This is a genomic window from Escherichia sp. HH26CH (assembly GCF_009820205.1).
Classification (GTDB): Bacteria; Pseudomonadota; Gammaproteobacteria; order Enterobacterales; family Enterobacteriaceae; genus Escherichia; species Escherichia coli_F.
Window position 1 is genome coordinate 93,803 of the sequence record NZ_VNXM01000054.1, and the last position, 26,990, is coordinate 120,792.

Annotated in this window: 28 protein-coding genes and 1 pseudogene; 13 read left to right on the forward strand and 16 right to left on the reverse strand. The window is 49.6% G+C overall.

The features are described 5' to 3' along the window. Nucleotide 1 precedes the first annotated feature (1 nt). Nucleotides 2-1,432, forward strand: coding sequence for a DUF2867 domain-containing protein (locus tag FQ015_RS17890; RefSeq protein WP_160524337.1), 1,431 nt, complete (start codon nt 2-4; stop codon nt 1,430-1,432). Between the two features lie 98 nt (nt 1,433-1,530). Next, entirely contained in the window at nt 1,531-2,544 is a 1,014-nt protein-coding gene (locus FQ015_RS17895; protein WP_024256718.1) for an NAD-dependent epimerase/dehydratase family protein, read from the forward strand. On the opposite strand, the gene amiD is transcribed toward FQ015_RS17895, so the two are convergent. The 3 genes and pseudogenes from amiD to FQ015_RS23990 form a co-directional block, all read right to left on the reverse strand. Further along, nucleotides 2,541-3,371, reverse strand: a complete 831-nt coding sequence (amiD, locus tag FQ015_RS17900; RefSeq protein ID WP_039020451.1) for an N-acetylmuramoyl-L-alanine amidase AmiD — start codon at nt 3,369-3,371, stop codon at nt 2,541-2,543. The two genes, FQ015_RS17895 and amiD, sit on opposite strands and share 4 nt — an antisense overlap. Beyond that, nucleotides 3,368-3,691 carry a heavy metal-binding domain-containing protein gene (locus FQ015_RS17905; protein WP_001160732.1) on the reverse strand — a complete coding sequence of 108 codons (324 nt, stop codon included), beginning with the start codon at nt 3,689-3,691 and terminating at the stop codon, nt 3,368-3,370. Before FQ015_RS17905 ends, amiD begins: the two co-directional genes overlap by 4 nt. 209 nt (nt 3,692-3,900) lie before the next feature. After that, nucleotides 3,901-5,702 (reverse strand): annotated as a pseudogene (locus FQ015_RS23990) (pentapeptide repeat-containing protein). A 621-nt stretch (nt 5,703-6,323) separates the two neighbouring features. Here FQ015_RS23990 and FQ015_RS17915 point away from each other — a divergent pair. From FQ015_RS17915 to artJ, 6 genes are all read left to right on the forward strand, one after another. Beyond that, nucleotides 6,324-6,839 (forward strand): lipoprotein, encoded by a 516-nt coding sequence (locus tag FQ015_RS17915; RefSeq protein ID WP_001270657.1) that lies wholly within the window; start codon nt 6,324-6,326, stop codon nt 6,837-6,839. Nucleotides 6,840-7,056: 217 nt separating this feature from the next. Then, nucleotides 7,057-7,785, forward strand: coding sequence for an arginine ABC transporter ATP-binding protein ArtP (gene artP / locus FQ015_RS17920; protein ID WP_000027198.1), 729 nt, complete (start codon nt 7,057-7,059; stop codon nt 7,783-7,785). Nucleotides 7,786-7,802: 17 nt separating this feature from the next. Further along, the gene (artI, locus tag FQ015_RS17925; protein WP_000756580.1) at nt 7,803-8,534 is read left to right on the forward strand and encodes an arginine ABC transporter substrate-binding protein ArtI; all 732 of its coding nucleotides are present in this window, start codon (nt 7,803-7,805) and stop codon (nt 8,532-8,534) included. Nucleotides 8,535-8,540: 6 nt separating this feature from the next. Continuing rightward, nucleotides 8,541-9,257 carry an arginine ABC transporter permease ArtQ gene (artQ, locus tag FQ015_RS17930; RefSeq protein WP_039020450.1) on the forward strand — a complete coding sequence of 239 codons (717 nt, stop codon included), beginning with the start codon at nt 8,541-8,543 and terminating at the stop codon, nt 9,255-9,257. Next, the gene (gene artM / locus FQ015_RS17935) at nt 9,257-9,925 is read left to right on the forward strand and encodes an arginine ABC transporter permease ArtM (RefSeq protein WP_000895400.1); all 669 of its coding nucleotides are present in this window, start codon (nt 9,257-9,259) and stop codon (nt 9,923-9,925) included. Before artQ ends, artM begins: the two co-directional genes overlap by 1 nt. Nucleotides 9,926-10,215: 290 nt before the next feature. Beyond that, nucleotides 10,216-10,947, forward strand: coding sequence for an arginine ABC transporter substrate-binding protein ArtJ (gene artJ, locus FQ015_RS17940; protein WP_001354873.1), 732 nt, complete (start codon nt 10,216-10,218; stop codon nt 10,945-10,947). A gap of 28 nt (nt 10,948-10,975) precedes the next feature. Here artJ and rlmC read toward each other — a convergent pair whose 3' ends face one another. From rlmC to FQ015_RS17990, 10 genes are all read right to left on the reverse strand, one after another. Next, nucleotides 10,976-12,103, reverse strand: a complete 1,128-nt coding sequence (gene rlmC, locus FQ015_RS17945; RefSeq protein ID WP_039020448.1) for a 23S rRNA (uracil(747)-C(5))-methyltransferase RlmC — start codon at nt 12,101-12,103, stop codon at nt 10,976-10,978. Between the two features lie 40 nt (nt 12,104-12,143). Continuing rightward, a complete protein-coding gene (locus tag FQ015_RS17950) occupies nt 12,144-12,632 on the reverse strand; it encodes a YbjO family protein (RefSeq protein ID WP_000389260.1) in 489 nt (162 codons plus the stop codon). Between the two features lie 59 nt (nt 12,633-12,691). Then, nucleotides 12,692-13,537 (reverse strand): putrescine ABC transporter permease PotI, encoded by an 846-nt coding sequence (gene potI / locus FQ015_RS17955; RefSeq protein WP_001061668.1) that lies wholly within the window; start codon nt 13,535-13,537, stop codon nt 12,692-12,694. After that, nucleotides 13,534-14,487 (reverse strand): putrescine ABC transporter permease PotH, encoded by a 954-nt coding sequence (gene potH, locus FQ015_RS17960; RefSeq protein ID WP_000105436.1) that lies wholly within the window; start codon nt 14,485-14,487, stop codon nt 13,534-13,536. Before potH ends, potI begins: the two co-directional genes overlap by 4 nt. A 9-nt stretch (nt 14,488-14,496) precedes the next feature. Further along, nucleotides 14,497-15,630, reverse strand: a complete 1,134-nt coding sequence (gene potG, locus FQ015_RS17965; protein ID WP_104919486.1) for a putrescine ABC transporter ATP-binding subunit PotG — start codon at nt 15,628-15,630, stop codon at nt 14,497-14,499. A 94-nt stretch (nt 15,631-15,724) separates the two neighbouring features. Then, nucleotides 15,725-16,837 (reverse strand): spermidine/putrescine ABC transporter substrate-binding protein PotF, encoded by a 1,113-nt coding sequence (potF, locus tag FQ015_RS17970; RefSeq protein ID WP_000126061.1) that lies wholly within the window; start codon nt 16,835-16,837, stop codon nt 15,725-15,727. A gap of 350 nt (nt 16,838-17,187) precedes the next feature. Next, entirely contained in the window at nt 17,188-17,664 is a 477-nt protein-coding gene (locus FQ015_RS17975; RefSeq protein ID WP_000203025.1) for a YbjN domain-containing protein, read from the reverse strand. An 87-nt stretch (nt 17,665-17,751) separates the two neighbouring features. After that, complete coding sequence (rimK, locus tag FQ015_RS17980) at nt 17,752-18,654, reverse strand: 30S ribosomal protein S6--L-glutamate ligase (protein WP_000684321.1); 903 nt, start codon at nt 18,652-18,654, stop codon at nt 17,752-17,754. A 60-nt stretch (nt 18,655-18,714) separates the two neighbouring features. Continuing rightward, entirely contained in the window at nt 18,715-19,437 is a 723-nt protein-coding gene (gene nfsA / locus FQ015_RS17985; RefSeq protein WP_000189133.1) for a nitroreductase NfsA, read from the reverse strand. Beyond that, the gene (locus FQ015_RS17990; RefSeq protein ID WP_032302774.1) at nt 19,421-19,708 is read right to left on the reverse strand and encodes a YbjC family protein; all 288 of its coding nucleotides are present in this window, start codon (nt 19,706-19,708) and stop codon (nt 19,421-19,423) included. Before FQ015_RS17990 ends, nfsA begins: the two co-directional genes overlap by 17 nt. Nucleotides 19,709-19,867: 159 nt before the next feature. On the opposite strand from FQ015_RS17990, the gene grxA reads away from it, so the two are divergent. Next, complete coding sequence (gene grxA, locus FQ015_RS17995; protein WP_001195231.1) at nt 19,868-20,125, forward strand: glutaredoxin 1; 258 nt, start codon at nt 19,868-19,870, stop codon at nt 20,123-20,125. Nucleotides 20,126-20,157: 32 nt separating this feature from the next. On the opposite strand, the gene FQ015_RS18000 is transcribed toward grxA, so the two are convergent. After that, complete coding sequence (locus FQ015_RS18000; protein ID WP_160524338.1) at nt 20,158-20,532, reverse strand: inner membrane protein YbjM; 375 nt, start codon at nt 20,530-20,532, stop codon at nt 20,158-20,160. Nucleotides 20,533-20,801: 269 nt separating this feature from the next. Here FQ015_RS18000 and FQ015_RS18005 point away from each other — a divergent pair, with 269 nt between their 5' ends. Continuing rightward, nucleotides 20,802-22,487 (forward strand): aspartate:alanine antiporter, encoded by a 1,686-nt coding sequence (locus FQ015_RS18005; protein WP_001024876.1) that lies wholly within the window; start codon nt 20,802-20,804, stop codon nt 22,485-22,487. Nucleotides 22,488-22,661: 174 nt separating this feature from the next. Here FQ015_RS18005 and rcdA read toward each other — a convergent pair whose 3' ends face one another. After that, nucleotides 22,662-23,198 (reverse strand): DNA-binding transcriptional regulator RcdA, encoded by a 537-nt coding sequence (gene rcdA, locus FQ015_RS18010; RefSeq protein ID WP_039020443.1) that lies wholly within the window; start codon nt 23,196-23,198, stop codon nt 22,662-22,664. A gap of 83 nt (nt 23,199-23,281) precedes the next feature. Between rcdA and FQ015_RS18015 the strand changes: the two genes are divergently transcribed. From FQ015_RS18015 to ybjH, 3 genes are all read left to right on the forward strand, one after another. After that, on the forward strand, nt 23,282-24,490 hold the full coding sequence (locus FQ015_RS18015; RefSeq protein WP_032183824.1) for an MFS transporter: 1,209 nt from the start codon (nt 23,282-23,284) through the stop codon (nt 24,488-24,490). Next, on the forward strand, nt 24,490-25,305 hold the full coding sequence (gene ybjI, locus FQ015_RS18020; protein ID WP_001353328.1) for a 5-amino-6-(5-phospho-D-ribitylamino)uracil phosphatase: 816 nt from the start codon (nt 24,490-24,492) through the stop codon (nt 25,303-25,305). The genes FQ015_RS18015 and ybjI overlap by 1 nt, the downstream gene beginning before the upstream one ends. Nucleotides 25,306-25,390: 85 nt before the next feature. Continuing rightward, on the forward strand, nt 25,391-25,675 hold the full coding sequence (gene ybjH / locus FQ015_RS18025; RefSeq protein ID WP_000605480.1) for a protein YbjH: 285 nt from the start codon (nt 25,391-25,393) through the stop codon (nt 25,673-25,675). A gap of 40 nt (nt 25,676-25,715) precedes the next feature. Here ybjH and mdfA read toward each other — a convergent pair whose 3' ends face one another. Further along, nucleotides 25,716-26,948 carry a multidrug efflux MFS transporter MdfA gene (mdfA, locus tag FQ015_RS18030; protein WP_039020442.1) on the reverse strand — a complete coding sequence of 411 codons (1,233 nt, stop codon included), beginning with the start codon at nt 26,946-26,948 and terminating at the stop codon, nt 25,716-25,718. Nucleotides 26,949-26,990: the final 42 nt, after the last annotated feature.

Here is a 26,990-nt window from a genome sequence, read left to right on the forward strand (position 1 = left end):
CGTGCCGCAACGCATTTTAGTTCTCGGTGCCAGTGGCTACATTGGTCAGCATCTGGTGCACGCGCTTAGCCAACAAGGGCATCAGATCCTGGCGGCGGCACGTCACGTCGACAGGCTTGAAAAGCTGCAACTGGCAAACGTCAGTTGCCATAAAGTCGATCTCAGCTGGCCGGATAACCTTCCGGCCCTGTTGCAGAATATCGATACCGTCTATTTTCTGGTGCACAGCATGGGCGAAGGCGGCGATTTTATCGCTCAGGAGCGCCAGGTGGCTCTTAACGTCCGCGATGCGCTGCGCGAAGCACCGGTTAAACAATTAATCTTTCTCAGTTCATTGCAGGCCCCGCCTCACGAGCAGTCGGACCATCTGCGCGCCCGTCAGGCTACGGCGGATATTCTTCGTGAAGCGGGTGTCCCAGTGACCGAATTGCGCGCCGGAATTATCGTTGGTGCAGGTTCAGCAGCGTTCGAAGTCATGCGCGATATGGTCTACAACCTGCCAGTGTTAACACCGCCACGCTGGGTTCGTTCACGCACCACGCCCATCGCGCTGGAAAACTTGCTGCACTATCTGGTGGCGCTGTTAGATCATCCGGCCAGCGAACACCGCATCTTCGAAGCCGCCGGACCAGAGGTGCTCAGTTATCAACAACAGTTTGAACATTTTATGACGGTGAGCGGTAAGCGCCGCTGGTTAATCCCCATCCCCTTTCCCACCCGCTGGATTTCGGTGTGGTTTCTTAATGTGATTACCTCCGTACCGTCAACCACCGCCAAAGCGTTGATTCAGGGGCTGAAACATGATCTGCTGGCGGATGACACCGCGCTACGTGCACTCATTCCACAACAATTGATCGCTTTCGATGACGCGGTACGTCGCACCCTGAAAGAAGAAGAAAAACTGGTCAACTCCAGCGACTGGGGATACGACGCTCAGGCCTTTGCCCGCTGGCGACCGGAGTACGGTTATTTCGCCAAACAGGCGGGGCTTACCGTTAAAACGTCCGCCAGCCTTGCGGCTTTATGGCAGGTGGTGAATCAAATCGGCGGTAAAGAGCGTTATTTCTTTGGCAATATTTTGTGGCAAACCCGGGCGTTGATGGACCGCGCGATCGGTCATAAGCTGGCGAAAGGCCGCCCGGAGCGTGAATATTTGCAGACCGGAGATGCGGTGGATAGCTGGAAAGTGATTGTCGTTGAACCGGAAAAACAACTTACGCTGTTATTTGGCATGAAAGCGCCGGGGCTGGGACGACTGTGTTTTACCCTGGAAGATAAAGGTGACTATCGTACTATCGATGTTCGCGCATTCTGGCATCCGCACGGTATGCCGGGGCTGTTTTACTGGTTACTGATGATCCCCGCGCATCTGTTTATTTTTCGCGGAATGGCAAAACGAATCGCCAGACTGGCAGAACAAAGCACAGATTAATCGACAAAACCTGCGTTATTCTTTCACGTTTCCCATTGCATCAAGGGGGAAATCACGGAAGAATGCGCACGTCATTTTCTCAACAACAGTGGATTGATATGAAGGTACTGGTTACCGGCGCCACCAGCGGCTTAGGTCGAAACGCGGTAGAGTTTTTATGCCAGAAAGGCATCAGCGTGCGTGCGACCGGTCGCAACGAGGCAATGGGTAAATTGCTGGAAAAAATGGGCGCAGAGTTTGTTCCGGCGGATCTGACCGAGCTGGTCTCATCACAAGCTAAAGTGATGCTCGCAGGCATTGATACGTTGTGGCACTGCTCCAGCTTTACCTCTCCGTGGGGGACACAACAGGCTTTCGATCTGGCTAACGTTCGCGCCACTCGCCGTCTGGGTGAATGGGCTGTCGCCTGGGGAGTACGTAACTTTATTCATATCTCTTCCCCCTCCCTGTACTTCGATTATCACCACCATCGCGATATTAAAGAAGATTTTCGCCCTCACCGCTTCGCTAACGAGTTTGCCCGCAGCAAGGCGGCCAGCGAAGAAGTGATCAATATGCTTTCGCAGGCGAATCCACAAACACGCTTTACTATTTTACGCCCACAAAGTCTGTTCGGGCCGCACGATAAAGTCTTTATTCCCCGTCTGGCGCATATGATGCACCACTACGGCAGCATTCTGTTACCACACGGCGGCAGTGCGCTGGTCGATATGACGTACTATGAAAATGCCGTGCACGCCATGTGGCTGGCAAGTCAGGAAGCCTGCGATAAGCTGCCTTCCGGGCGAGCATATAACATTACCAACGGCGAGCATCGCACTCTACGCAGCATCGTGCAAAAACTGATCGACGAGTTGAATATTGATTGCCGTATTCGCTCGGTGCCTTACCCGATGCTGGACATGATCGCCCGCAGCATGGAGCGTTTAGGTCGCAAGTCAGCAAAAGAGCCGCCGCTGACCCACTACGGCGTCTCTAAGTTGAATTTTGACTTTACGCTGGATATGACGCGTGCACAGGAAGAATTAGGCTATCAGCCAGTCATCACTCTGGATGAAGGCATTGAGAAAACTGCTGCCTGGCTGCGCGACCACGGAAAACTGCCGCGCTAATCCTGCCCGTATTTCTCCAGCAACGCTTCGGCAATCGCCTGAGTTTCTGCATCCGCTTCGCCGTTGTATAACGTCGGGCGGAAATGCATCTGGAACGCCATAATCACGCGCCGCTGCTCGCGCGGTGTCATATCAGGTTTTACGTCATAACCATAGCGCGCCAACAGTTCCAGCAATGGCGCAGTATCTACTGGCGTGTGCGGCGCACGCCCGGCAAGGTAAAAGTTCACCCGCTGCGCATCTGGCCAGGCACCAATCCCCTGCTGCGCCAGTTGCTGCCAGGGGAATAACGGCCCCGGATCGTCTTTGCGCTGCGGCGCAATATCCGCATGCGCCACTACGTTTTCCGGCTTGATGTGATAACGGGCAATAATATCTTTCGCCAGCGGAATAAGCGCCTGAATCTGTGCCTGTTCAAACGGGGCAAAATATTTCACTCCGGATGATTTTTGCCAGCCTCGGTTTTCCAGCTCAATGCCAATAGAGGTGTCGTTAAGGCGTGTTGCCCCGCGCCAGGCGCTAATCCCCGCATGCCAGGCCAGTTCCTGTTCCGGCACCAGTTGCCAGATGCGCGGTTTACCGTTGTATCGCGGTGGCACAGCAGGAACCAGATAATGCGAGCTGACCTGTTTATCGGTCAGTGTCGCCAGCGAGCTATCAAAATCATCTGCGGTGTAGTGGATCACCAGCACTTTAATGCGCGGATACGCCGCCTGCGCCTGGCGTCGGGTATCAAGCTGATATCCCTCTTTCTCAACAATGCCTTTTTCGCCTGCACACCCTGCAAGTAACAAAGCAGCGGCGACCAACCAGAAGACTCTTCTCATCGACGTGTTTTCACCGCCGTTCCGCTGACGCTAACCATCAGCATACTGCCATTTTGCCCGACCGTTTCGTAGTCGATATCAATACCGACTACGGCATCGGCCCCCAACGCCCGCGCCTGCTCACCAAGTTCCTCAAAGGCAATCTCCCGCGCTTTACGCAATTCTTTTTCATAAGCCCCGGAGCGTCCGCCAACGATATCGCGGATACCGGCAAAGAAATCACGGAAAATATTGGCACCTAAAATCGCTTCGCCTGTCACCACACCGCAATATTCAACGATGGTCTGGCCTTCCAGAGTTGGGGTTGTAGAAAATTGCATGATCGATCTCCTTGTTTGCTAATCCTTCGATCTCAAAGCATTATCGGGCTGATATGCCATGTTGGGAAGAAGGTTTTGATCAGTTTAGGAAATCATCTCATTGTGTCAAAAACAAGCGCATATGCCTTTACGATTACCCGTCTCCTAACCCGATATTGGTTTCATTATGGGATAGCGCTGACCTGCTATATTATGTTGTACCTGCAACATTAATGAATGGGAAGAGTCACCTTATATTGTAAATTATTCCAAAATTTTTCCGCATCTTGAGGCTGAGGAATATACCTCTGAATTCTTGTTTGATCGGTCTCCGCAAAACATGAAAGTAATGTAACCTCAAGACTTCTATCATTAATATAAGCAAAGATCATTTTTGCAAATTCGTAAATAAATGCCCGATCCTGAGCGCTTAATAGCTTAATACAATATTTATTCTTTAGAGAGTAAAGGATTTCAATGAAAGCATCCGCTGCAACCTTTACGTTATTCCCAACGGTCATATTAAATATATCCCTTACACAGATAGAGTACAGTGATAGTAAACAACCATACAAATAATCATTTATTAATTCTTTTGTCCATTTTACTGGTAACCATGGTTTTATCTTGACATCATGCATACTACACTCATGAAAAAGACATTTATAGAGATTAACTCTTATCATATCAACACTGTAAAAATGGCAATGGACAAATTTTGAAGAATGAGCATTTACATTATTAATTTTAGTCGCTCTAAACGTAAAGTTACTGAATACGTTTTTCGTTAAATTACTATTTGTTATTTTAACATCACCTAAACTGCCGTTCTCAAAACAACATCCCTTCAATATACTTTCATTTACAAGAGAATGTGATAAATACAGATGATTTAAGTTTTTCTTCATTAAACCCACAGCATCAAAATGACTATATTTAATAAAACAACCATCATTGAGTAGCGTTTTTAGATTGACTAAATTACTATCATGTTCACGTGCCATAGTTGTGATAGGGGTTGGAAGAGACATGAAAACCTCTTCATTGACCATCAAGTGAATCATGCATTGCTTGCCTTTTGTCATATCCACACTTACACTACAAATATCGTTGTAATGCGATGAATGCATTTCCGGACACAGATTCAATACAATATTTTGAAAGGAGTAAAATCGTGTTAATACTTCCGAATAAGTAATTGGATTAAACTTAAGATCGTCATTAGCAAAACCAAGTGTTATTGTATGTTCTACATTTAGGTCAGGTTCAGGTGAGTCTTCAAGAGCAATATCATCACTGAAAATTTCACCTGATGTATTATCACTGTTACAAAAGGTGCTCATCAATGCAATGGTATTTATAACGGACTCTTTGTCGATATCCTCACTCATTGTATATCGCCTGCTATAATCATAGAAATGAATAAATGCGTCTTTTATAATTGTTATATATTGTTCCTTATTAAATACAATTCGATTGTATACTTTTTCAAAGATCGCATTCGCGATCTTACAACCAAGGGTATACCTATATAACAATGGATAAGAATCAATAGTAAAATTCTTCTCCAATTCACATTGCAGTTTATTTTCGTAATGCAGAGGAAAAAGAAATTCTTGTCTTTCCATTTTTCCGCTGACTTTATTTCGCACCCCAATGGTGATTCTTTCATTGCCAATTTTTATTTCAACTTCATTGTTTTGTGATGTACCAAGGTATGTTTTAGTACCAGTTTCGAAAGCACTACTAAAAAAAGAATTAAAATAATTATTTGCTGAATAAATAATGTTACCGAGCGACATATCATTTTTAATAGTTTCACTATCAGCATTTATTGCTAATACTAGATTCAAGTAGATGGTGTCCCATGTAGATAACTCATCCTTATGACTGGATTTTAATATGGTAAAAAATTCCCTCAGCGAGGCCATGAGATTATCACTTTGATTCGGTTGTGTGCTTAGAAATGATGACGATTGTTCAGAGACATTATTTATCATATAAAAATCACCCAAAAAAAACGATAACCCACTGTACTCCCTGTGCTTTATAAACATAAAGTCACAACACATTCTATATTCATATTAATTAATGGCGCATTAAAAAAATTATATTATTCTTAACTCAAATCCATTAGCTAAATAAGATTATATTCTTCACTCACAACCGTAACAAAAATAATATTATCGAAAGTTAAAGTTGGGACTATCAAATTTCGCTCATTTCAAACATACATTGTGATTTTTGCAATCATCTTAATCTTAGGGCCTATCATCATATGTTAAAATTTTGTCAATCATAGAAAAGAATCTTGGTCATCTATCATGCGTTATAAATGTGCAACTGGCTTCCTGCAGATGCTCTTGACTTCTACAGCAGGATTTATACCAGCGTTTCAGAACTATCATATTTACCTTAAATGATCATTTCAGTCTTATAACACGCTCAGCCTCACAAATGGTTTACACTGTCTATTGTTTGGGTAATTTAAGTAAGTCAGCTACGATCAACCTTGAATGGGGAGCCAGCAATGGACTTAAGCCTAATCGGGTCTTCAGATTGTTTCAGAATTGTATAAAAAACAATGTATTAAATAATCTGATTGTTTTTGGTCATAGTGTGACGCAGAAAGCAAGCCAATAAGGAAATGATTATGCGCTACCGTTCACTATCTCTACTTATTCCATGTGCACTGCTGCTGAGTGCCTGTACCACCGTCACGCCAGCTTATAAAGATAACGGCCCCCGCACCGGTTCCTGTGTCCAGGGTGGACCTGACAGCGTGGCTCAACAATTCTATGACTACCGCATTCAACATCGCAGCAATGACATTACCGCTCTGCGCCCCTATTTGAGTGACAAACTGGCAACCCTACTTAGCGATGCCAGCCGCGATAATAGTCATCGTGAATTGTTAAGCAGCGATCCGTTCTCCAGTCGAACCACCTTGCCAGACAGCGCCCACGTTGCCAGTGCATCTACTATCCCTAATCGTGATGCCCGTAACATTCCTTTGCGCGTGGATCTCAAACAGGGTGACCAGGGCTGGCAGGATGAAGTGTTAATGATTCAGGAAGGCCAGTGTTGGGTCATCGACGATGTGCGTTACTTAGGCGGTAGCGTTCATGCCACAGCAGGTACACTCCGTCAGTCAATCGAGAATCGCTAACGCCTTGATCAACCAATAACCCCCGTAAATTGTCCGGCATTTCGTGAGGAATGCCGACATTTATGCTCGCCGCCCACCGCCCCCGTTATTTTGTGCTATGTTTAGTGAATAATGCGCTTTGCTTTTAACTTTTAAAGCAGAAATATTGCATAATTATTCTGTCAAAGGTACTATCTTCGACCTCAATAGCTATCAGACTGCCAGTATACGAGTGTCAATGAGTATTCAATTAAACGGCATTAATTGCTTTTACGGCGCGCATCAGGCGCTGTTCGATATCACGCTGGATTGCCCACAGGGCGAAACGCTGGTGTTACTTGGCCCCAGTGGCGCGGGTAAAAGCTCGCTGCTGCGTGTACTCAATCTGCTTGAGATGCCGCGCTCCGGTACGCTCAACATTGCAGGCAACCATTTCGATTTCACTAAAACGCCCTCAGACAAAGCGATTCGTGATCTGCGTCGTAACGTCGGTATGGTGTTTCAACAATACAACCTGTGGCCGCACCTCACCGTGCAGCAAAACCTGATTGAAGCGCCCTGCCGTGTACTGGGATTGAGTAAAGATCAGGCGCTGGCCCGTGCAGAAAAATTGCTGGAACGTCTGCGCCTGAAACCTTTCAGTGATCGCTATCCGCTGCATCTTTCTGGTGGTCAGCAGCAGCGTGTTGCTATTGCGCGTGCGTTGATGATGGAACCGCAGGTACTGCTGTTCGATGAACCGACCGCCGCGCTGGACCCGGAAATTACGGCACAAATCGTCAGCATCATTCGTGAACTGGCAGAAACGAATATTACCCAGGTGATCGTCACCCACGAAGTAGAAGTGGCGCGTAAAACCGCCAGTCGTGTGGTGTATATGGAAAATGGTCACATCGTAGAACAAGGCGACGCGCGCTGCTTTACCGAGCCGCAAACCGAAGCATTTAAAAACTATCTCTCTCACTAAGATTCGGGATAACAACAATGAAAAAAGTTCTGATTGCCGCGTTAATTGCAGGTTTTAGTCTTTCCGCCACAGCTGCCGAAACTATTCGTTTTGCCACCGAAGCCTCCTATCCTCCGTTTGAATCAATGGATGCAAACAACCAGATCGTTGGTTTTGACGTCGACCTGGCGCAGGCATTGTGTAAAGAGATTGATGCGACCTGCACTTTCTCTAACCAGGCGTTTGACAGCCTGATCCCAAGCCTGAAATTCCGTCGCGTAGACGCAGTGATGGCTGGGATGGATATCACCCCGGAGCGTGAAAAGCAGGTGCTGTTTACCACGCCGTACTATGACAACTCTGCCCTGTTTGTGGGTCAACAAGGTAAATACACCAGCGTTGATCAGCTGAAAGGCAAAAAAGTCGGCGTTCAGAACGGGACGACGCACCAGAAATTCATTATGGATAAACATCCGGAAATCACCACGGTTCCTTATGATAGCTACCAGAACGCGAAACTCGATCTGCAAAACGGTCGTATCGACGGCGTTTTTGGTGACACCGCAGTGGTAACCGAATGGCTGAAAGATAACCCGAAACTGGCGGCTGTCGGCGACAAAGTGACCGATAAAGATTACTTCGGTACTGGCCTCGGCATCGCGGTACGTCAGGGCAACACTGAACTGCAGCAGAAATTCAACACTGCGCTGGAAAAAGTGAAGAAAGATGGCACTTACGAAACCATCTACAACAAATGGTTCCAGAAGTAATACCTGATGAATGAATTTTTTCCTTTAGCAAGCGCCGCCGGGATGACCGTCGGCCTTGCCGTTTGTGCATTGATTGTCGGACTGGCGCTGGCGATGTTCTTTGCGGTGTGGGAGTCAGCAAAATGGCGTCCTGTCGCGTGGGTAGGTTCAGCACTGGTGACGATTCTGCGCGGTCTGCCAGAAATTCTGGTGGTGCTGTTTATCTATTTTGGCTCCTCGCAGTTACTGCTGACGCTTTCGGATGGCTTCACCATCAATCTTGGGATCGTACAGATCCCGGTGCAGATGGACATTGAGAACTTCGACGTTAGCCCGTTCCTGTGTGGGGTTATCGCCCTGTCGCTACTGTATGCCGCCTATGCCTCGCAAACCCTGCGTGGCGCACTGAAAGCGGTGCCGGTGGGCCAGTGGGAATCCGGTCAGGCGCTGGGGCTGTCGAAATCGGCTATCTTTTTCCGCCTGGTGATGCCGCAGATGTGGCGTCATGCGCTGCCTGGTCTCGGTAACCAGTGGCTGGTACTGCTGAAAGATACCGCGCTGGTCAGTTTGATAAGTGTGAATGATTTAATGCTGCAAACTAAAAGCATTGCCACTCGTACTCAGGAGCCGTTTACCTGGTACATTGTGGCAGCAGCGATCTATCTGGTGATTACCCTGTTGAGTCAGTACATTCTCAAACGCATTGACCTGCGCGCGACACGTTTTGAGCGGAGGCCTGGCTGATGCTTGAGTATTTACCCGAACTAATGAAAGGGCTACATACCAGCCTGACGCTGACGATTGCCTCGCTGATTGTGGCGCTAATTCTGGCGTTGATTTTTACCATCATCCTGACGCTGAAAACGCCGGTACTGGTGTGGCTGGTGCGGGGCTATATCACGCTGTTTACCGGTACGCCGCTGCTGGTGCAGATCTTTCTGATTTACTACGGGCCGGGCCAGTTCCCGACGTTACAGGAATATCCGGCACTGTGGCATCTGTTATCAGAACCGTGGTTATGCGCGCTGATTGCATTGTCACTGAACAGTGCCGCGTATACTACGCAGCTGTTTTACGGTGCAATTCGTGCGATCCCGGAAGGCCAGTGGCAATCCTGTAGTGCCCTGGGGATGAGCAAAAAAGATACGCTGGCGATCCTGCTGCCGTATGCCTTTAAACGCTCACTCTCTTCTTATTCCAACGAAGTGGTGCTGGTGTTCAAAAGTACCTCTCTGGCTTACACCATTACGCTGATGGAAGTGATGGGATACAGCCAGTTGTTGTACGGGCGCACTTACGATGTCATGGTGTTCGGTGCGGCGGGGATTATTTACCTGGTCGTCAACGGCCTGCTGACACTGATGATGCGTTTGATCGAGCGCAAAGCGCTGGCGTTCGAGCGACGGAATTGACATGGCTGCATGCTGATGCCGGATGATTTGTAGGTCTGATAAGACGCGCCAGCGTCGCATCAGACACCAGCACGGTGCCTATGCCGGATGCGGCGTGTACGCCTTATCCGGCCTACATAGTGCATAGATTAATATAATAAAGACGGGCAACCCACTAAGTTGTCCGTCTTTTTTTATTCATTATGAATTATTTAATCATATTTATTGCATATAAATTCACTTAATGGCATTGTTATCTCATGCCGCAGACACGGCCAAAAATCATAAGATTGACAGACGGGAGTTCCATCATGAAAAAGTTAGTTCTTGCCGCTTTACTTTCATCCTGTGCATTCGGCGCTTCTGCCGCAGAGAAAATCAATTTCGGCGTATCAGCGACCTATCCTCCCTTTGAATCTATAGGTGCTAATAATGAGATTGTCGGCTTTGATATCGACCTGGCAAAAGCGTTATGCAAACAGATGCAGGCAGAATGTACTTTTACCAATCACGCTTTCGACAGCCTCATCCCGTCACTGAAATTCAGAAAATATGACGCCGTTATCTCCGGTATGGATATCACGCCGGAGCGTAGCAAGCAGGTATCATTTACCACGCCCTACTACGAAAACTCAGCTGTTGTGATTGCCAAAAAAGATACCTACAAAACGTTTGCCGACCTGAAAGGCAAACGCATTGGGATGGAAAACGGTACAACGCACCAGAAATATATTCAGGATCAACACCCGGAAGTAAAAACTGTCTCCTATGACAGTTATCAAAATGCCTTTATCGACCTGAAAAATGGTCGTATTGATGGGGTATTTGGTGACACAGCGGTGGTTAATGAATGGCTGAAAACCAATCCACAACTGGGCGTTGCAACAGAGAAAGTAACCGACCCGCAGTACTTCGGCACCGGTCTGGGCATCGCTGTACGTCCGGATAATAAAGCCCTGCTGGAAAAACTGAATAACGCACTGGCTGCGATTAAAGCAGATGGTACGTATCAGAAAATCAATGACCAGTGGTTCCCGCAGTAAGATTCAGAAAGCCGCAGCCGCGGCTTTTTTATTGCTTCACCAGCAGCGTCAGCACTTCATAGTGCGCGGTGTGCGGGAACATATCAAAAAGCTGTACCCGTTCAATACGATAACCTGACAATTCGCGGATATCTTTGGCCATCGTTTGGGCGTTACAGCTGGAGTAGATGATAAAACGCGGTGCCATCGTTGAAAGATAATCACACAGCGGTTTACCAATGCCGCGGCGCGGCGGGTTAACCAGCACCAGCTCCGGCACCTCCCCCTGAGCGGTGGCAAACTGAGTGGAATCCAGCGCCTGAAATTGCAAACGCGTTAAGCCCAGTTCAGCGGCTGACTGCTTCGCACAGGCAATGGCTTCTGGCGCAATTTCGATCCCGGTTAACTGCATGTCAGGCGTCGCGCAGTGTAAACCAAAGCCCCCCACGCCACAGAACAGATCCCACATATGTTTAACCGGCAACTGTTGTACCCAGTCGCGCGCAGTAGCGTACAGCTGGCTGGCGACCGCCGGATTAGTCTGGAAGAAACTTTGCGGACGGATCCACAGCGGCACATCGTTAAAACGCTCAGCCAGCGCCTGTTGTTCGCTCAGATAAATCTCCGTCTCCCCTTCCATAATCGCCATATGTACCGGCTGAATGTTGACGGTAATAACTTTCAGCTGCGGCAGTTGTGCCTGTAACCACGGTAGCGCCTTACGCAGTTGTGCCAGCTTGGTTTCGGAACGCAGTACAAAGCGCAGCATCATGCCACCATCGCTCTGGCTTTCAGTCAGCAGAATGTATTTCAGTTCGCCACGCTTACGCGCCACATTGTAGGGGGTTAGCCCCGCACGGGCGATAAACGGTTTTAGCGCCGCAAAAACGGGCGCAAATGAGGCAGGATAAAGCGGGCAATCGCAAAGGTCTTCTGGTGTGCCGTCGCGATGCAGCATACCGAGCAGTGGTTTTTCAACGCTACCACTCACCACCATTTTGGCTTTATTACGAAACCCTTGCTCCGGGCCTGACACCGGCTCGCACCATTCCTCAACCGAAAAGTCGGCGAGCAGATTTTTAAGATCGGCGGTTTTAGCGGAGAGTTGCTCTGGAATCGGCTGCGTTATCCACTGACAGGAACGACAGCGACCCGCGTCGTAAAGTGCGCACTGCATACATTGACCTTCACATCATCAGGGGCGACGATTATACACATTATTGCAACTGGAAGAACCGCCGACTGGTCGAGGGAACGAACAGCAGCATCAGGATGAGCATATCCGGCAACTTCTGCAGCATCAGGCTATGGAAGATTTCACGTTTTGATTCACCGGGAATGCTGAACAGCTCCGGATAACCATACCCCAGCGAAGCCGCCCACAAATAACTGGCGGCCGTGATTTGTGTCAACAGATACAGCCAGCGCGCCCAGCGACGCCCTTTCACCAGTGAAAACGCACACCAGATCTCAATGAAAACCAGCACCAGGCTGCTTAAAAAGACCAGTGTTAAACTCCAGGTTTGTACACTGCGATGAATGAACTCGCCAATACCGCGCACGCCCAGCGTATTGAAAATCATCAGCACGTCGAGGCCACGGATCATAATAATGGCGAGCGCCGCCACCTGCACCAGCGCAGGCACATTCAGGCGAGCATGAGATGAAGATGTTTTCTTAAAAAATCCCAACGTTTCGTCTTCCATGAAAACAATGCCGCGACATGCGCGGCATTATGTAGCCAGGTTGGCAAATTTTAGTGTCTTCAGCCACGTCTTGCACGCTGGATGTCGCGTATCCGCTGTTTTTCTGCGCGCGCCATCAGATACCAGGCGATAAATCCGACAATTCCGACTGCGCCGAGGATCAATGTTGCCAGGGCGTTGATTTCCGGATTCACCCCCATCCGCACGCTGGAAAAGACCAGCATCGGTAACGTGGTGGCTCCCGGCCCGGAAACAAAGCTGGCGATAACCAGATCATCAAGCGACAAAGTAAAAGCCAGTAACCAGCCAGAAATGATCGCGGGCATGATCATCGGTAGCGTAATGACGAAAAACACTTTCAGCGGCGTCGCACCGAGATCCATCGCTGCTTCTTCAATGGAACGGTCCAGCTCCCGCAGACGCGACGAAATAACGACTGCCACATAAGCCGTACAGAAAGTGACATGCGCCAGCCAGATGGTGAGCATGCCTCGCTCCGCAGGCCAGCCGATGGCATGTGCAAGTGCGACGAATAACAACAACAGCGACAAGCCCGTGATCACATCCGGCATTACCAATGGCGCAGTGATCATAAAGGCAAAGCCATTTGATCCGCGAAACCGACCAAAGCGTACCAGTACCACTGCCGCAATCGTCCCGAGGATCGCCGCCGCCGTTGCCGCACAGGCAGCTATTGTCAGGCTTAAACCAACCGCACTCATCATCGCGTCATCGCGCAATAATTCGCCATACCAGCGCGTTGACCAGCCGGCCCACACCGTCACCAGCTTCGAGCTGTTGAATGAATAGATCACCAGCATCAGCATTGGCGCGTAGAGAAAGGTGAAGCCCAGCAGCAAAATCACAATCCGCCAGGGCGAACGAACCACCGGTAAATTATTCATCCGTGTTCTCCCACGCTTTTTTGCTGATGCTTGTGGAACCACATTATCGGCACAATTAGCAGCAGCAACATGATGATCGCTACCGCCGAGGCCACCGGCCAGTCGCGGTTATTGAAAAACTCCTGCCACAGCACGCGCCCGATCATGATGCTGTCCGGGCCACCGAGCAGTTCAGGGATCACAAACTCGCCCACAGCCGGGATAAACACCAGCATCGATCCGGCAATAATCCCGCCTTTGGTCAGCGGCACGATCACAGTAAAGAACGTTTTCAGCGGTCGTGCACCGAGATCCAGTGCCGCTTCCACCAGCGAATAATCAATACGAATCAACGCGGTATAAATCGGCAGCACCATAAACGGCACGTAGGCGTAAACAATGCCGATATAAACGGCCAGGTTGGTATGCAGAATGGTCAGCGGCTGGTCGATAACCCCCAGCCATAGCAGAAAGTTATTCAGCACGCCGTTATTTTTTAATATTCCCATCCAGGCATAAACGCGGATCAGAAACGAGGTCCACGACGGCAGGATCACCAGCAGCAATAAGATATTGCGGGTCGAAGGCTTACTGTGCGCCACCGCCCACGCCAGCGGATAGCCGATCAGTAAACAGCAAATTGTCGAAATCGCCGCCACCTGTAACGACTGGAGATATGCATCGAAATAGAGCGGATCGTCAGTCAGTTGCAGGAAATTACCAAGATTGAGGGTGATGGAAAGTTGCCCGTCAGCCCACTCCATCAGTTCGGTATAAGGTGGAATAGCGCGCGCCATCTCCGCCAGACTTATTTTAAAGACGATCAGAAATGGCAGAAGAAACAGTAAGATCAACCAGATATACGGCAACGCAATGACCAGTTTTCTCCCATGCTTCATTTGCAGCTGCGACAACCACAGCTTAAATCCGCCCGGCGGTTTCGACTGGGCAGCAGGTTCAAGTGTACTCATCTTTGCTCCTTAAACCGTCAGCACCACACAACTGTCCACTTCCCAGCACAAGCGCACTTCATCGCCCCAGGTGGGTAATCCTTTACGATAGCGATGGGCGTTTTGTAGCTGGGCGCTGATCATCTGCCCGCTTTTCAGGCGAACGTGATAGACCGAAAGATCACCGAGATAGGCAATGTGCATCACCTCCCCCACCGCGAAGTTACAACCATTGGCGGGCGGTTCTTCACAAAGCATGATTTTTTCCGGACGCAGCGCCACGTGTACCGGCACGTTATCGACCACCGAAGCGTCCGCATCGACTTTCAGTGGATGCACCAGTCCCGGCGAATAAAGCACCAGGCCATCTTCCTGACGCTCTTTAAGTACACCTTCAAAGACGTTAACTGAACCGATAAATTCAGCACTGTAGCGCGTGGTCGGATGCTCGTAGATCTCTTCCGGCTCGCCAATCTGGACAAATTTCCCACGATTCATAATGGCGATACGCCCCGCCATCGTCATCGCCTCTTCCTGATCGTGAGTAACCATCACGCAGGTCACACCGACGCGCTCCAGAATATCCACCACTTCAAGCTGCATCCGGTCACGCAGTTTTTTATCCAGCGCGCCCATCGGCTCGTCGAGCAGTAATAGTTTCGGACGTTTGGCGAGGCTTCGGGCCAGCGCCACACGCTGTCGCTGACCGCCGGAAAGCTGGTGCGGTTTGCGTTTGGCGAACTCCTGCATATGTACCAGGCCGAGCATCTCGTTGACCCGGCTGGCAATTTCTGCTTTCGGCAGTTTGTCCTGTTTCAGGCCAAAGGCGATGTTCTGCTCCACGGTCATATGCGGAAACAGCGCGTAAGATTGAAACATCATATTGATGGGACGCAGATAAGGCGGCACCTGTGACAAATCGACGCCATCAAGCATAATCTGCCCGGCAGAAGGTTGTTCGAAACCTGCCAGCATACGCAGTAGCGTGGACTTGCCACAGCCGGATGCGCCCAGCAGCGCGAAGATTTCGCCTTTATAGATGGTCAGGCTGACATCATCGACCGCATGCTGACCATCGTAAGATTTAGTCAGATTACGGATTTCTAATAGCGGCGTCAGCGCCTTACGGGTTTTCGCCTGGGGGCGAGGGATAGCGTCATTCACGGCTGCTCTCCGGCATTGAATGTGTGCAAGCGCACCATAATGGTGCGAATTGCCGGCAGGTGTGGTGCGCCCGTCCGGCATCTACGACTGCGGATTATTTTCCGCTCTTCACTTTGGTCCACGCGCGGGTGCGCACACGGTCGATTTTCGGATCCTGCACTTTCAGAGTGAACAGCTTCGCACGGACATCCGCAGGCGGGTAAATACCGGGGTTATCACGCACTTCCGCGCTTACCAGCGGCGTAGCTTCTTTGTTCGCGTTGGCATAGAACACATGGTCAGAGATATGCGCTACGACATCCGGACGCAGCAGGTAATTCAGGAACTGATAAGCTTCGTCTTTATTTTTGGCATCCGCAGGCATGGCAAATACATCAAAGAATGCCATCGCCCCTTCTTTCGGAATCGAGAACGAGACATTCACGCCATTCTTTGCTTCCTTCGCGCGGTTTGACGCCTGCCAGACATCGCCCGCCCAGCCGATAGCGACGCAAATATCGCCGTTTGCCAGGTCGTTAATGTATTGAGATGAATGGAAATAACGAATGTTCGGGCGCAGCTTTAACAGCAGATCGGTTGCCGGTCCGGTGTAATCATCTGCTTTAGTGCTGTTGGGATCTTTACCGAGATAATTCAGCACGGTAGCAAACACTTCTTCCGGTGCATCAAGGAAAGAGACGCCGCAGCTTTTCAGTTTTTCCAGGTTTTCAGGTTTGAGGATCAAGTCCCAGCTATCGACGGGCGCGTTTTCACCCAGTACCGCTTTGACTTTATCGACGTTATAGCCAATCCCGGTCGTCGCCCACATATAGGGCATAGCAAATTTATTATCCGGGTCATGTTTAGCGACCAGCTTCAGCAGTTCCGGGTCGAGATTCTTCCACTCCGGCAATTTGTTTTTATCCAGTGGCTGGAAAACTCCCGCAGTCAACTGGCGCTCCAGAAAGCTGGCAGATGGAACCACCAGGTCAAAGCCGGTGCTCCCTGCCATTAATTTGCCTTCCAGTACTTCGTTAGAGTCGAAAACATCGTAGACGACTTTAATACCGGTTTCTTTTTCAAAATTGGCCACCGTGTCCGGGGCGATATAATCAGACCAGTTATAAATGTGGAGTGTTTTTTGTTCAGCCGCGAGCGTGCCGACAGAGACGGCCATCAGAGCACCCGCAACCAGACCCGATAGCCATTTTTTATTTAAGGCGGTCATATCTCTTTCCTTCTGAAAGTTCGTTAACAAACGAACAAAAGTTGTCACACTGAAAGATATGCAATATTCGTGCATATTTTTTATCGGCTCGGTGTAAGAAAAGAGAACTCTCTCCCGGCCAGCACTGCTCGCTATATAAAAGCATCGCAAGAATAACTTTAGCCAGGGTTTGAGACTATAGCTCGGATTAAAAAACGGTATTTAACAAATTTTTATGCGTATTTGCTCTATGTGATAAAGCCAAATCGGCACAAGAGAAGTGAAATAATCTTTAATAAAAGGTTAAAAACAGCAGATAATTTTGCAGCACGCAGTCACTGCGGCAGCGACTGCGTACTCGAAAGGAGTTATCAGTGGAGGAAATAGTTTTCGGTAACGTTGTTTTGCCCTTCATCGTCAGTCGGTAACAGCAGTTGATGGGCATTAGCTTCAAGAATGACCATCGAAATCTGCTCTTCGCTCTGACGCACGAACCATGCAAACTGCTCATAGGTTACGCCCTGCATAACGGATAAAGACTGGCAAACCACCAGCTTTGGCAGATTATCATCCTGCATATCAAGAAATGCTTTCACGGTCAGCGAACTGGCATTGATGGCTGATAAATCCGCCGCCAGCGGTAACACGGCTGAAGGTCGAACTTCCGCCATGGCAGAAAACAGGATCGTGTTATCGATCAGATCGATTTTGGCATCAAAGACACCGTCGAAATTCTGCATATGGGGCAGATGCAGAGCCTGACAGTTATCACATTCAAAAAAACTCATCCCCAGGTCATCGAGCCATTGACGCAGCGTATCCAGACCAGGAACGACCAGCGATGTCATAATTTTGTACAACCTCTTTCGATAAAAAGACCGGCACAGCTTACGCAAAAAGCGCAGGCAAAACCATGATCAGTAATGTGATTGCGACTAACCACCCGTTTTCAGGCAATATTCGGTCGTAGCGTGGCGTTCGATCCAGCGGATCATTTTACCCGCGATGTCAATACCGGTGGTTTTTTCTATTCCTTCCAGCCCCGGCGACGCATTCACCTCCATCACCAATGGCCCGCGATTAGCACGCAGAATATCCACACCAGCAACGTCCAGCGCCATCGTTCGCGCGGCTTTTATCGCGATTTCACGCTCCTGTGGTGTGATACTGGCAACGCTTGCCGCGCCACCTCGATGCAAATTGGAACGAAAATCGCCCTCTTTCGCCCGCCGTTCAATCGCAGCGACCACTTCATCGCCAACAACCAGGCAGCGGATATCGCACCCTTGCGCCTCTTTGATATATTCCTGCACCAGAATATGCGCGTTCAGACCGCGAAAGGCGTCAATCACGCTTTCCGCCGCCTGACGCGTCTCCGCCAGCACGACACCAATTCCCTGCGTACCTTCAACCAGCTTAACCACCAGCGGCGCACCACCGACCATGTCGATTAAATCGCTGGTATCATCCGGCGAATGCGCAATGCCCGTGACAGGCAGGTCGATGCCCTGACGCGCCAGCAGTTGCATCGAACGCAATTTGTCACGCGCCCGGGCAATGGCGACCGACTCATTGAGCGGATAGCTCCCCAGCATCTCGAACTGGCGCAGTGCCGCCGTCCCATAAAAGGTAATGGCGGTGCCAATACGCGGGATCACAGCGTCAAAATGGGGTAACTTGCGGCCTTTGTAGTGAATAGAAGACGCCGCAGGATTTATGTTCATGTAGCAAGAAAGCGGATCAAGAATTTCAACCAGGTGACCACGCTGTATAGCGGCTTCACGCAGCCGCTTACACGAATAGAGCGTTCCATCCCGGGACAATATGGCAATTTTCACCCTGCACCTCTCTGTCAGACCTGGTCAAAAGCCCGCGTATCATACATCGATGTGGCGGTTTTAGCGCGTCGCCCAACCCTGTTTGTGCAAATAATCCAGAATAAATGGGCGGCTTTCTTTAATGATTGTTCGGCGGATATGATCGCTCCAGGTATCCCTGCGATTATTGCTGCCACGGGTGAGGTAATATTCCGCCAGTTGTTCGTCATACTGCGCCAGTGCGTCTTTATCCAGCGGTTGATAGCTGTTTTCGTGCACCAAAATGGAAGCCGGTAAACGCGGCTTAAGATCTGGATTATCCGCAGGCCAGCCAAGGCACAGCCCAAACAGCGGCAGAACATGCTGCGGTAATTTCAGCAGTTCCGTCACCGCTTCAATATTATTGCGCAGGCCGCCGATATATACCCCGCCCAATCCCAGCGATTCCGCTGCGGTTAACGCATTCTGCGCCATCATTGCCGTATCAACGACACCGAGCAACAGTTGTTCCGCCAGGCCAAGTTGTGCATCCGGACAGATCTGTAAATGGCGGTTAAAGTCGGCACAGAACACCCAAAACTCCGCCGCTTTCGCTACGTGTTTTTGCCCGCCGGTCAGCGTCACCAGTTCATCACGTAACGCTTTGTCGGTAATGCGAATAATGCTACTGCACTGCAAAAAACTGGAACTGGACGTCGCACGGGCGCTGTTAATAATCGCCTCACGCTGCGCTTCGGAAATGGGTTCATCAGTGAAATGGCGAATGGAGCGATGGCCACAAATAAGTTCAATGGTTGGCGTCATTATCTTTTTCTCTTTCTGAACGTGAATATTGCGGTGGACGGTTCATCAACTGTGGTGCTATACGTTTTGCCACCTGAAGAGTAACCACCACCGCAGCGGGAAGCATGAGCAAAACACCGAGAAAAATCATCAGAATCTGCCCCTCTGGCCAAGAAAATGGCTCAGGCAGCGACAGGACGTCGCTTACCGACAGTAGCGCCACCGTCAGCAACATCATCCCGATAAATTCCAGTATCACCACGCTTTTAGGCAATTTACCGATCGCGCGCATACGCTTCCCTCAGCAAAGTAAGCCCTCAGTCTAAAACTTTTCACTGTATTGTGTTTAACAGTTATAGCTTTTAGCAATTAATGCAACAGGTTAAACCTACTTTCAGCGAATACATTTTGGCGTGATCATTACCGGCATAAACCGATGAGGAGAGAAACAATGCAAACCGTTATTTTTGGTCGTCCGGGTTGCCCTTACTGTGTGCGTGCAAAAGATCTGGCTGAGAAGTTGAGCAATGAACGCGATGATTTTCAGTATCAGTATGTAGATATTCGTGCGGAAGGGATCACTAAAGAAGATCTACAACAAAAGGCAGGTAAACCCGTAGAAACCGTGCCGCAGATTTTTGTCGATCAGCAACATATCGGCGGCTATACCGATTTTGCTGCATGGGTGAAAGAGAATCTGGACGCCTGAGCGTCTGACAAGCCCTCGTGTTGAGGGCTTAATTAATTTTTTCTGTGCTGTGATTTAAACAAACTGCTGATAAATAAGAAACACAGTGCCCCCAACGCACACCAGAACACCGCACTTAATAACCATGCCAGCTCTTGCCAGAATGAGCGCGTTGGTGAAAAAAACAGCCGCATTATGAGCATCGAACAGGGTGCCGCCAGCATTGCGCCAAACAGAGGTTTCAGGACTTCTCTACGCTGTGAAAAGAAGCTGGCAACCGCTCCAGGAAGAATGAAAAACAGCAAACCAATTTCAGGATGCCCGGCAGCCCGAAAAGCGCCTTTCATGTGCGTCGCCAGAAAAAGGCACACCACAATGAAGAGGACAAAACAGCAGATTGCCCCCGCCCAACGATGTTTATGTTTCACTCGTTCCTCCTGACACTGCGTCTATCGAACACATTTTTCGCCAGTGTGGCGTTCAGTAAGATAAAGCCGCTTCGCATTCCATGCTAATATAGGCCAACGCAATTCATATAGCCGTTGATACCTAATGTGATTACACTAGTAAAATATATTGTTACTTTACTATCGTTTAGGTGCGCTGAATGAATCTGCGCCCTGAATTCTGGTAAAAAACATTATCGTAAATTACCATTTCTTTCAACAGCTTACTAGTAAACAAGAAGTTAGCCTCCGTGAATATAAACGTCGCCGAATTGTTAAATGGGAATTACATTCTGTTATTATTTGTGGTCCTCGCGCTTGGGCTATGTCTCGGGAAATTACGACTTGGTTCGATCCAACTGGGTAATTCCATTGGCGTTTTAGTCGTATCGCTGTTATTAGGCCAACAACATTTCAGCATTAACACCGACGCGCTTAATCTTGGCTTTATGCTGTTTATTTTCTGCGTCGGGGTCGAAGCCGGACCGAACTTTTTTTCCATTTTTTTTCGCGATGGGAAAAATTACTTAATGTTAGCACTGGTGATGGTTGGCAGTGCGCTGGTGATCGCCTTAGGGTTAGGTAAGCTGTTTGGCTGGGATATTGGCCTGACGGCCGGTATGTTAGCAGGCTCTATGACGTCAACACCGGTTTTGGTCGGTGCTGGCGATACACTGCGTCATTCCGGCATGGAAAGCAGGCAGCTCTCACTGGCACTGGATAATCTGAGCCTCGGGTATGCCTTAACCTATTTAATCGGTCTGGTGAGTTTGATTGTTGGTGCGCGTTACTTGCCGAAATTGCAGCATCAGGACTTACAGACCAGCGCCCAGCAAATCGCCCGCGAACGTGGCCTGGACACAGATGCCAACCGTAAGGTTTATTTGCCGGTGATCCGCGCCTACCGCGTCGGCCCGGAGCTGGTAGCCTGGACCGACGGCAAAAATCTGCGTGAACTGGGTATTTATCGACAAACTGGCTGTTACATTGAACGTATTCGGCGTAACGGGATTCTGGCAAATCCAGACGGTGATGCCGTACTACAAATGGGCGATGAAATAGCGTTGGTAGGCTATCCCGACGCCCACGCCCGACTCGATCCCAGTTTCCGTAATGGCAAAGAAGTTTTCGATCGTGACCTTCTCGACATGCGTATCGTCACCGAAGAAGTGGTCGTTAAAAACCATAACGCTGTAGGCAAACGTCTCGCACAACTGAAGTTGACCGATCACGGCTGCTTCCTCAACCGCGTCATTCGTAGTCAGATTGAGATGCCGATTGATGACAACGTCGTGCTTAACAAAGGTGACGTTTTACAAGTCAGCGGCGATGCCCGTCGCGTAAAAACCATCGCCGATCGCATCGGCTTTATCTCGATTCACAGCCAGGTCACTGACTTGCTGGCATTCTGCGCCTTCTTTGTTATTGGGCTGATGATCGGGATGATCACCTTCCAGTTCAGCACATTCAGTTTCGGCATGGGGAACGCTGCCGGGTTGTTATTCGCCGGGATTATGCTGGGCTTTATGCGCGCTAACCACCCGACCTTCGGTTACATTCCGCAGGGTGCATTAAGCATGGTGAAGGAGTTCGGCTTGATGGTGTTTATGGCAGGCGTTGGTCTGAGCGCTGGTAGCGGTATTAATAACGGCCTGGGCGCGATTGGCGGTCAGATGTTGATTGCCGGATTGATTGTCAGTCTGGTGCCAGTGGTTATCTGCTTCTTGTTCGGTGCTTATGTATTGCGAATGAACCGCGCACTGTTGTTCGGCGCAATGATGGGCGCACGCACCTGCGCGCCGGCAATGGAGATCATCAGTGATACAGCTCGCAGTAATATCCCGGCGCTGGGCTATGCGGGCACTTACGCAATCGCCAACGTCCTGCTGACGCTGGCAGGGACAATCATCGTCATGGTATGGCCAGGATTAGGATAAAACTGAAGTTGCCCTGAAAATGAAATTTTTTTGCACAACCGCAGAACTTTTCCGCAGGGCATCAGTCTTAATTAGTGCCACTGCTTTTCTTTGATGTCCCCATTTTGTGGAGCCCATCAACCCCGCCATTTTGGTTCAAGGTTGGTGGGTTTTTTGTTATCTAAAATTTATCTACTACCCTGCAACCCTCTCAACCATCCTCAAAATCTCCTCGCGCGATAGCGGCTTACGGTCGGTGACAAAATGCAGCGTCATCCCCTCAATAAACGCATCAAGCGCGCGGGCGGTTCCGGGTTCAAACCATTGTTCGAGCGTTTGCTGACTGCGCTGCATCCAGTTTTGCATTACCGTTTTTAATAGCGGTTTTCGGCTAGCCAGCGCGTAGAGCTGGTACATCAGCTCCATGTTATCCGGCGTTGCAACCTGTGAGCTGTAGATCATATCGGTGATAGCCTGGCATGCGCCCGGAGCATCACTAACATCGCTAAAAAATGCCTGATATTGCCGGGACATGATCTCAGTAAAACTGCTGAACGCCTCCAGCAACAACTCATCAATTCCTGAAAAATAGTAGGTCATCGACCCCAACGGTACCCCGGCAAGGGTAGCAATTTTGCGGTGCGTAACGGCATGTATTCCGTAAAGTTTCACCGCCTCCAGCGTGGCCAGGATAATTTTTTTTCGCCGTTGCGGATCGTTAGCGCGACGCATGTCATTTCCTCTCTCTGCAATTGTGTACAAATGTACACAACCTTGCTAATGTTGTCTTCCCTCTTCTTATTTTGACGTGATCTATGACCGTAAATTCTTCACGTAATGCATTGAAACGCCGAACCTGGGCGCTGTTTATGTTCTTCTTTTTGCCGGGCCTGTTAATGGCGTCCTGGGCAACTCGTACACCTGCTATCCGCGATATTCTTTCTGTTTCGATCGCTGAAATGGGCGGAGTCCTCTTTGGTCTGTCGATCGGTTCAATGAGCGGTATTCTCTGCTCGGCGTGGTTAGTGAAACGCTTTGGGACGCGTAATGTCATCCTGGTCACGATGTCCTGCGCATTGATCGGGATGATGATATTAAGTCTGGCACTCTGGCTGACATCGCCCCTGCTCTTTGCCGTTGGTCTCGGCGTCTTTGGGGCAAGTTTTGGTTCTGCGGAAGTGGCGATAAACGTTGAAGGTGCTGCCGTTGAGCGAGAAATGAATAAGACGGTTTTGCCGATGATGCACGGTTTTTATAGCCTGGGCACGCTGGCAGGCGCTGGTGTCGGGATGGCACTGACGGCCTTTGGCGTTCCGGCAACGGTGCACATTTTATTGGCGGCGCTGGTAGGCATCGCGCCTATTTATATCGCCATTCAGGCAATCCCTGACGGTACGGGCAAAAATGCTGCCGATGGCACCCAGCATGGTGAAAAAGGCGTACCTTTTTATCGGGATATCCAGTTGCTGCTGATTGGTGTTGTGGTACTGGCGATGGCCTTTGCCGAAGGTTCTGCCAACGACTGGTTACCCTTATTAATGGTTGACGGTCACGGTTTTAGCCCTACTTCCGGCTCGCTGATTTATGCCGGTTTTACCCTGGGGATGACTGTTGGACGCTTCACCGGCGGTTGGTTCATCGACCGTTACAGTCGCGTTGCCGTGGTACGGGCCAGTGCACTAATGGGAGCGTTGGGTATTGGGCTGATTATTTTTGTCGATAGCGCCTGGGTCGCTGGGGTCTCTGTTGTACTTTGGGGACTGGGTGCCTCGCTGGGCTTCCCGCTGACTATTTCTGCCGCCAGCGATACCGGACCCGATGCACCAACCCGCGTCAGCGTAGTGGCAACGACCGGTTATCTGGCTTTCCTCGTCGGGCCTCCGCTACTGGGCTATCTCGGCGAACATTATGGATTACGTAGTGCAATGCTGGTTGTACTGGCGCTGGTTATTCTCGCGGCTATTGTCGCGAAAGCCGTCGCCAAACCCGATACCCAAACGCAGACGGCGATGGAGAATAGTTGATGAGCATTAAATTAATTGCGGTTGACATGGATGGTACTTTCTTAAGCGATCAAAAAACCTATAACCGTGAGCGGTTTATGGCTCAGTATCAGCAGATGAAAGCACAAGGCATTCGCTTTGTGGTCGCCAGCGGGAATCAATATTATCAGTTGATCTCTTTCTTCCCTGAAATTGCTAATGAAATTGCCTTTGTGGCAGAAAACGGCGGTTGGGTTGTAAGCGAAGGCAAAGATGTTTTTAATGGCGAGCTGTCGAAGGATGCGTTTGCTACTGTGGTGGAACATTTACTGACGCGCCCGGAAGTGGAAATTATTGCCTGCGGAAAAAATAGCGCCTATACCCTCAAAAAATATGACGATGCCATGAAAACGGTGGCGGAAATGTATTATCACCGTCTGGAATACGTCGATAACTTTGATAATTTAGAAGATATCTTCTTTAAGTTTGGCCTGAATCTTTCCGATGAACTGATTCCACAAGTGCAAAAAGCATTACATGAGACCATCGGCGATATTATGGTGCCGGTCCACACCGGCAACGGCAGCATCGATCTGATTATCCCCGGCGTACATAAAGCGAATGGCCTGCGCCAACTTCAGAAATTATGGGGAATAGACGACAGCGAAGTGGTGGTCTTCGGCGATGGTGGTAACGATATTGAGATGCTGCGTCAGGCAGGCTTTAGTTTTGCGATGGAAAATGCCGGCAGCGCGGTCGTTGCAGCGGCAAAATACCGGGCAGGCTCCAATAATCATGAAGGTGTACTGGATGTGATCGATAAAGTTCTTAAACACGAAGCGCCTTTTGATCAATAAAAACGGTAGCACGCCCGGCAACACAAAGCCTGAATGAAGGCTGCATAATTCGCAGAAATTAACCCGCTGCATTATTTCAGGCGAAATGATTATGAAAAATTGTCTACTGTTGGGCGCGCTTTTAATGGGCTTTACTGGTGTGGCGATGGCGCAAAGTGTCACCGTCGATGTGCCGAGTGGATACAAAGTGGTTGTGGTCCCTGATTCAGTCAGCGTTCCACAAGCAGTCAGCGTCGCGACTGTGCCGCAAACCGTCTATGTGGCTCCTGCGCCAGCTCCGGCTTACCGCCCGCATCCGTATGTTCGCCATCTTGCCAGCGTAGGTGAAGGGATGGTTATCGAACACCAGATTGATGACCATCACCATTAATTTGAAAATGCCTGATTGCTTTGCGCAACCAGGCATTTTTTTACCCTTCGTGCGAATTACCCATCTGTTTATCTTTTAAAAAGATAACCATCAGCAGCAGCCACAAAATCCCGTTGGCAAGGTTGAAGAGATTAAACAGGCCGTTGCCCCCATTCAGCCAGGCATGTTTGCTGATTTCAATACCGACGGTAAAAATAAGCATTTGCAACATTCCCATCGCCGCAGAAACCGTACCTTTACTCATATCGCTGGCAAACAGGGTCAATCGCACCAATCCCGCATTCGCCAGGCCAATACCGAAAGCATAAATACTTAACCCGGCGGTCATCCACAAATACGCGTGCGATGAGATAACCGTTGCCGCAGCAGCGACCAACAGGCCAATCATAATCGGCCAGCCGCCCAGAATAATCAATGAACGTACGGTGCGGCGCGAGGTCAGACGCGCTAGCAGCAAGTTACCCGCAATTAATGCCCCAAAAATAGGCACTTGCAGCAAGCCATATTCATAGCTACTCAACTGCTCGCCGGTAATGATGATAATCGGCGACTGGGCGATCCACGCCAGCAACGGCAGACTAACGAATCCCAGCGCCAGTGCCCCTGCCACAAAGCGACCGTTCTTCAGCACCAGCTTATAGTCACGACCGAGTTCTTTCAGCGACAGTTTCTCGCCTATACGCGTGGCGGTTTCAGGCATGGCGCGTTGCAGGCCAAAAAAGGAGATCGCTGCCAATGCGGCAAACAAGACAAACATCCCCTCCCAGGGCAGCACATGGATCCACGCCGCGCCCACCAGCGGACCGAGTAGCGGAGCAATCAGCGCCACGTTCGCCATCAGCGCGGTGATCTTGATACAAACCGCCTCTTCGAAGGACTCCTGAATTGCGGCGTAACCCACAGCGCCAATGAAACAGAGGCTTATGCCCTGCAAGAAGCGCAACAGCGTGAATTGTTCAATGTTTTGCGCCAGTAATATCGCCAGACAAGTGATGATAAACCACACTACTCCCGCCAGCATCACCGGACGGCGACCAATACGATCCGACAGTGGTCCCAGCAGCCACTGTAAAAACATCCCGCCCGCCAGATACGCGGTCATCGAAGTAGGAACCCAATCAATGCCCGCCTGATATTGTTCCACCACGGCCAACATACCGGGTTGAATCATATCGTTGCCGATATAGGTTGAAAATTCGTAAAGCACCAGACAGAGAGGGAAAAGTAACGCCTGACGTCCAAGCCTGGCACCGGAAGCTAATCTATTTTGCATGCAATTTCTTCGCCAATAATAATCGCGCAAAGTTTAATAAAA

Excerpts from the sequence above, each read along its gene's own strand:
- FQ015_RS17895 (WP_024256718.1), top strand. The coding sequence starts at position 1,531 with ATGAAGGTACTGGTTACCGGCGCCACCAGCGGCTTAGGTCGAAACGCG.
- amiD (WP_039020451.1), bottom strand. The coding sequence starts at position 3,371 with ATGAGAAGAGTCTTCTGGTTGGTCGCCGCTGCTTTGTTACTTGCAGGG.
- FQ015_RS17905 (WP_001160732.1), bottom strand. The coding sequence starts at position 3,691 with ATGCAATTTTCTACAACCCCAACTCTGGAAGGCCAGACCATCGTTGAA.
- FQ015_RS17915 (WP_001270657.1), top strand. The coding sequence starts at position 6,324 with ATGCGCTACCGTTCACTATCTCTACTTATTCCATGTGCACTGCTGCTG.
- artP (WP_000027198.1), top strand. The coding sequence starts at position 7,057 with ATGAGTATTCAATTAAACGGCATTAATTGCTTTTACGGCGCGCATCAG.
- artI (WP_000756580.1), top strand. The coding sequence starts at position 7,803 with ATGAAAAAAGTTCTGATTGCCGCGTTAATTGCAGGTTTTAGTCTTTCC.
- artQ (WP_039020450.1), top strand. The coding sequence starts at position 8,541 with ATGAATGAATTTTTTCCTTTAGCAAGCGCCGCCGGGATGACCGTCGGC.
- artM (WP_000895400.1), top strand. The coding sequence starts at position 9,257 with ATGCTTGAGTATTTACCCGAACTAATGAAAGGGCTACATACCAGCCTG.
- artJ (WP_001354873.1), top strand. The coding sequence starts at position 10,216 with ATGAAAAAGTTAGTTCTTGCCGCTTTACTTTCATCCTGTGCATTCGGC.
- rlmC (WP_039020448.1), bottom strand. The coding sequence starts at position 12,103 with ATGCAGTGCGCACTTTACGACGCGGGTCGCTGTCGTTCCTGTCAGTGG.
- FQ015_RS17950 (WP_000389260.1), bottom strand. The coding sequence starts at position 12,632 with ATGGAAGACGAAACGTTGGGATTTTTTAAGAAAACATCTTCATCTCAT.
- potI (WP_001061668.1), bottom strand. The coding sequence starts at position 13,537 with ATGAATAATTTACCGGTGGTTCGTTCGCCCTGGCGGATTGTGATTTTG.
- potH (WP_000105436.1), bottom strand. The coding sequence starts at position 14,487 with ATGAGTACACTTGAACCTGCTGCCCAGTCGAAACCGCCGGGCGGATTT.
- potF (WP_000126061.1), bottom strand. The coding sequence starts at position 16,837 with ATGACCGCCTTAAATAAAAAATGGCTATCGGGTCTGGTTGCGGGTGCT.
- FQ015_RS17975 (WP_000203025.1), bottom strand. The coding sequence starts at position 17,664 with ATGACATCGCTGGTCGTTCCTGGTCTGGATACGCTGCGTCAATGGCTC.
- nfsA (WP_000189133.1), bottom strand. The coding sequence starts at position 19,437 with ATGACGCCAACCATTGAACTTATTTGTGGCCATCGCTCCATTCGCCAT.
- FQ015_RS17990 (WP_032302774.1), bottom strand. The coding sequence starts at position 19,708 with ATGCGCGCGATCGGTAAATTGCCTAAAAGCGTGGTGATACTGGAATTT.
- grxA (WP_001195231.1), top strand. The coding sequence starts at position 19,868 with ATGCAAACCGTTATTTTTGGTCGTCCGGGTTGCCCTTACTGTGTGCGT.
- rcdA (WP_039020443.1), bottom strand. The coding sequence starts at position 23,198 with ATGCGTCGCGCTAACGATCCGCAACGGCGAAAAAAAATTATCCTGGCC.
- FQ015_RS18015 (WP_032183824.1), top strand. The coding sequence starts at position 23,282 with ATGACCGTAAATTCTTCACGTAATGCATTGAAACGCCGAACCTGGGCG.
- ybjI (WP_001353328.1), top strand. The coding sequence starts at position 24,490 with ATGAGCATTAAATTAATTGCGGTTGACATGGATGGTACTTTCTTAAGC.
- ybjH (WP_000605480.1), top strand. The coding sequence starts at position 25,391 with ATGATTATGAAAAATTGTCTACTGTTGGGCGCGCTTTTAATGGGCTTT.
- mdfA (WP_039020442.1), bottom strand. The coding sequence starts at position 26,948 with ATGCAAAATAGATTAGCTTCCGGTGCCAGGCTTGGACGTCAGGCGTTA.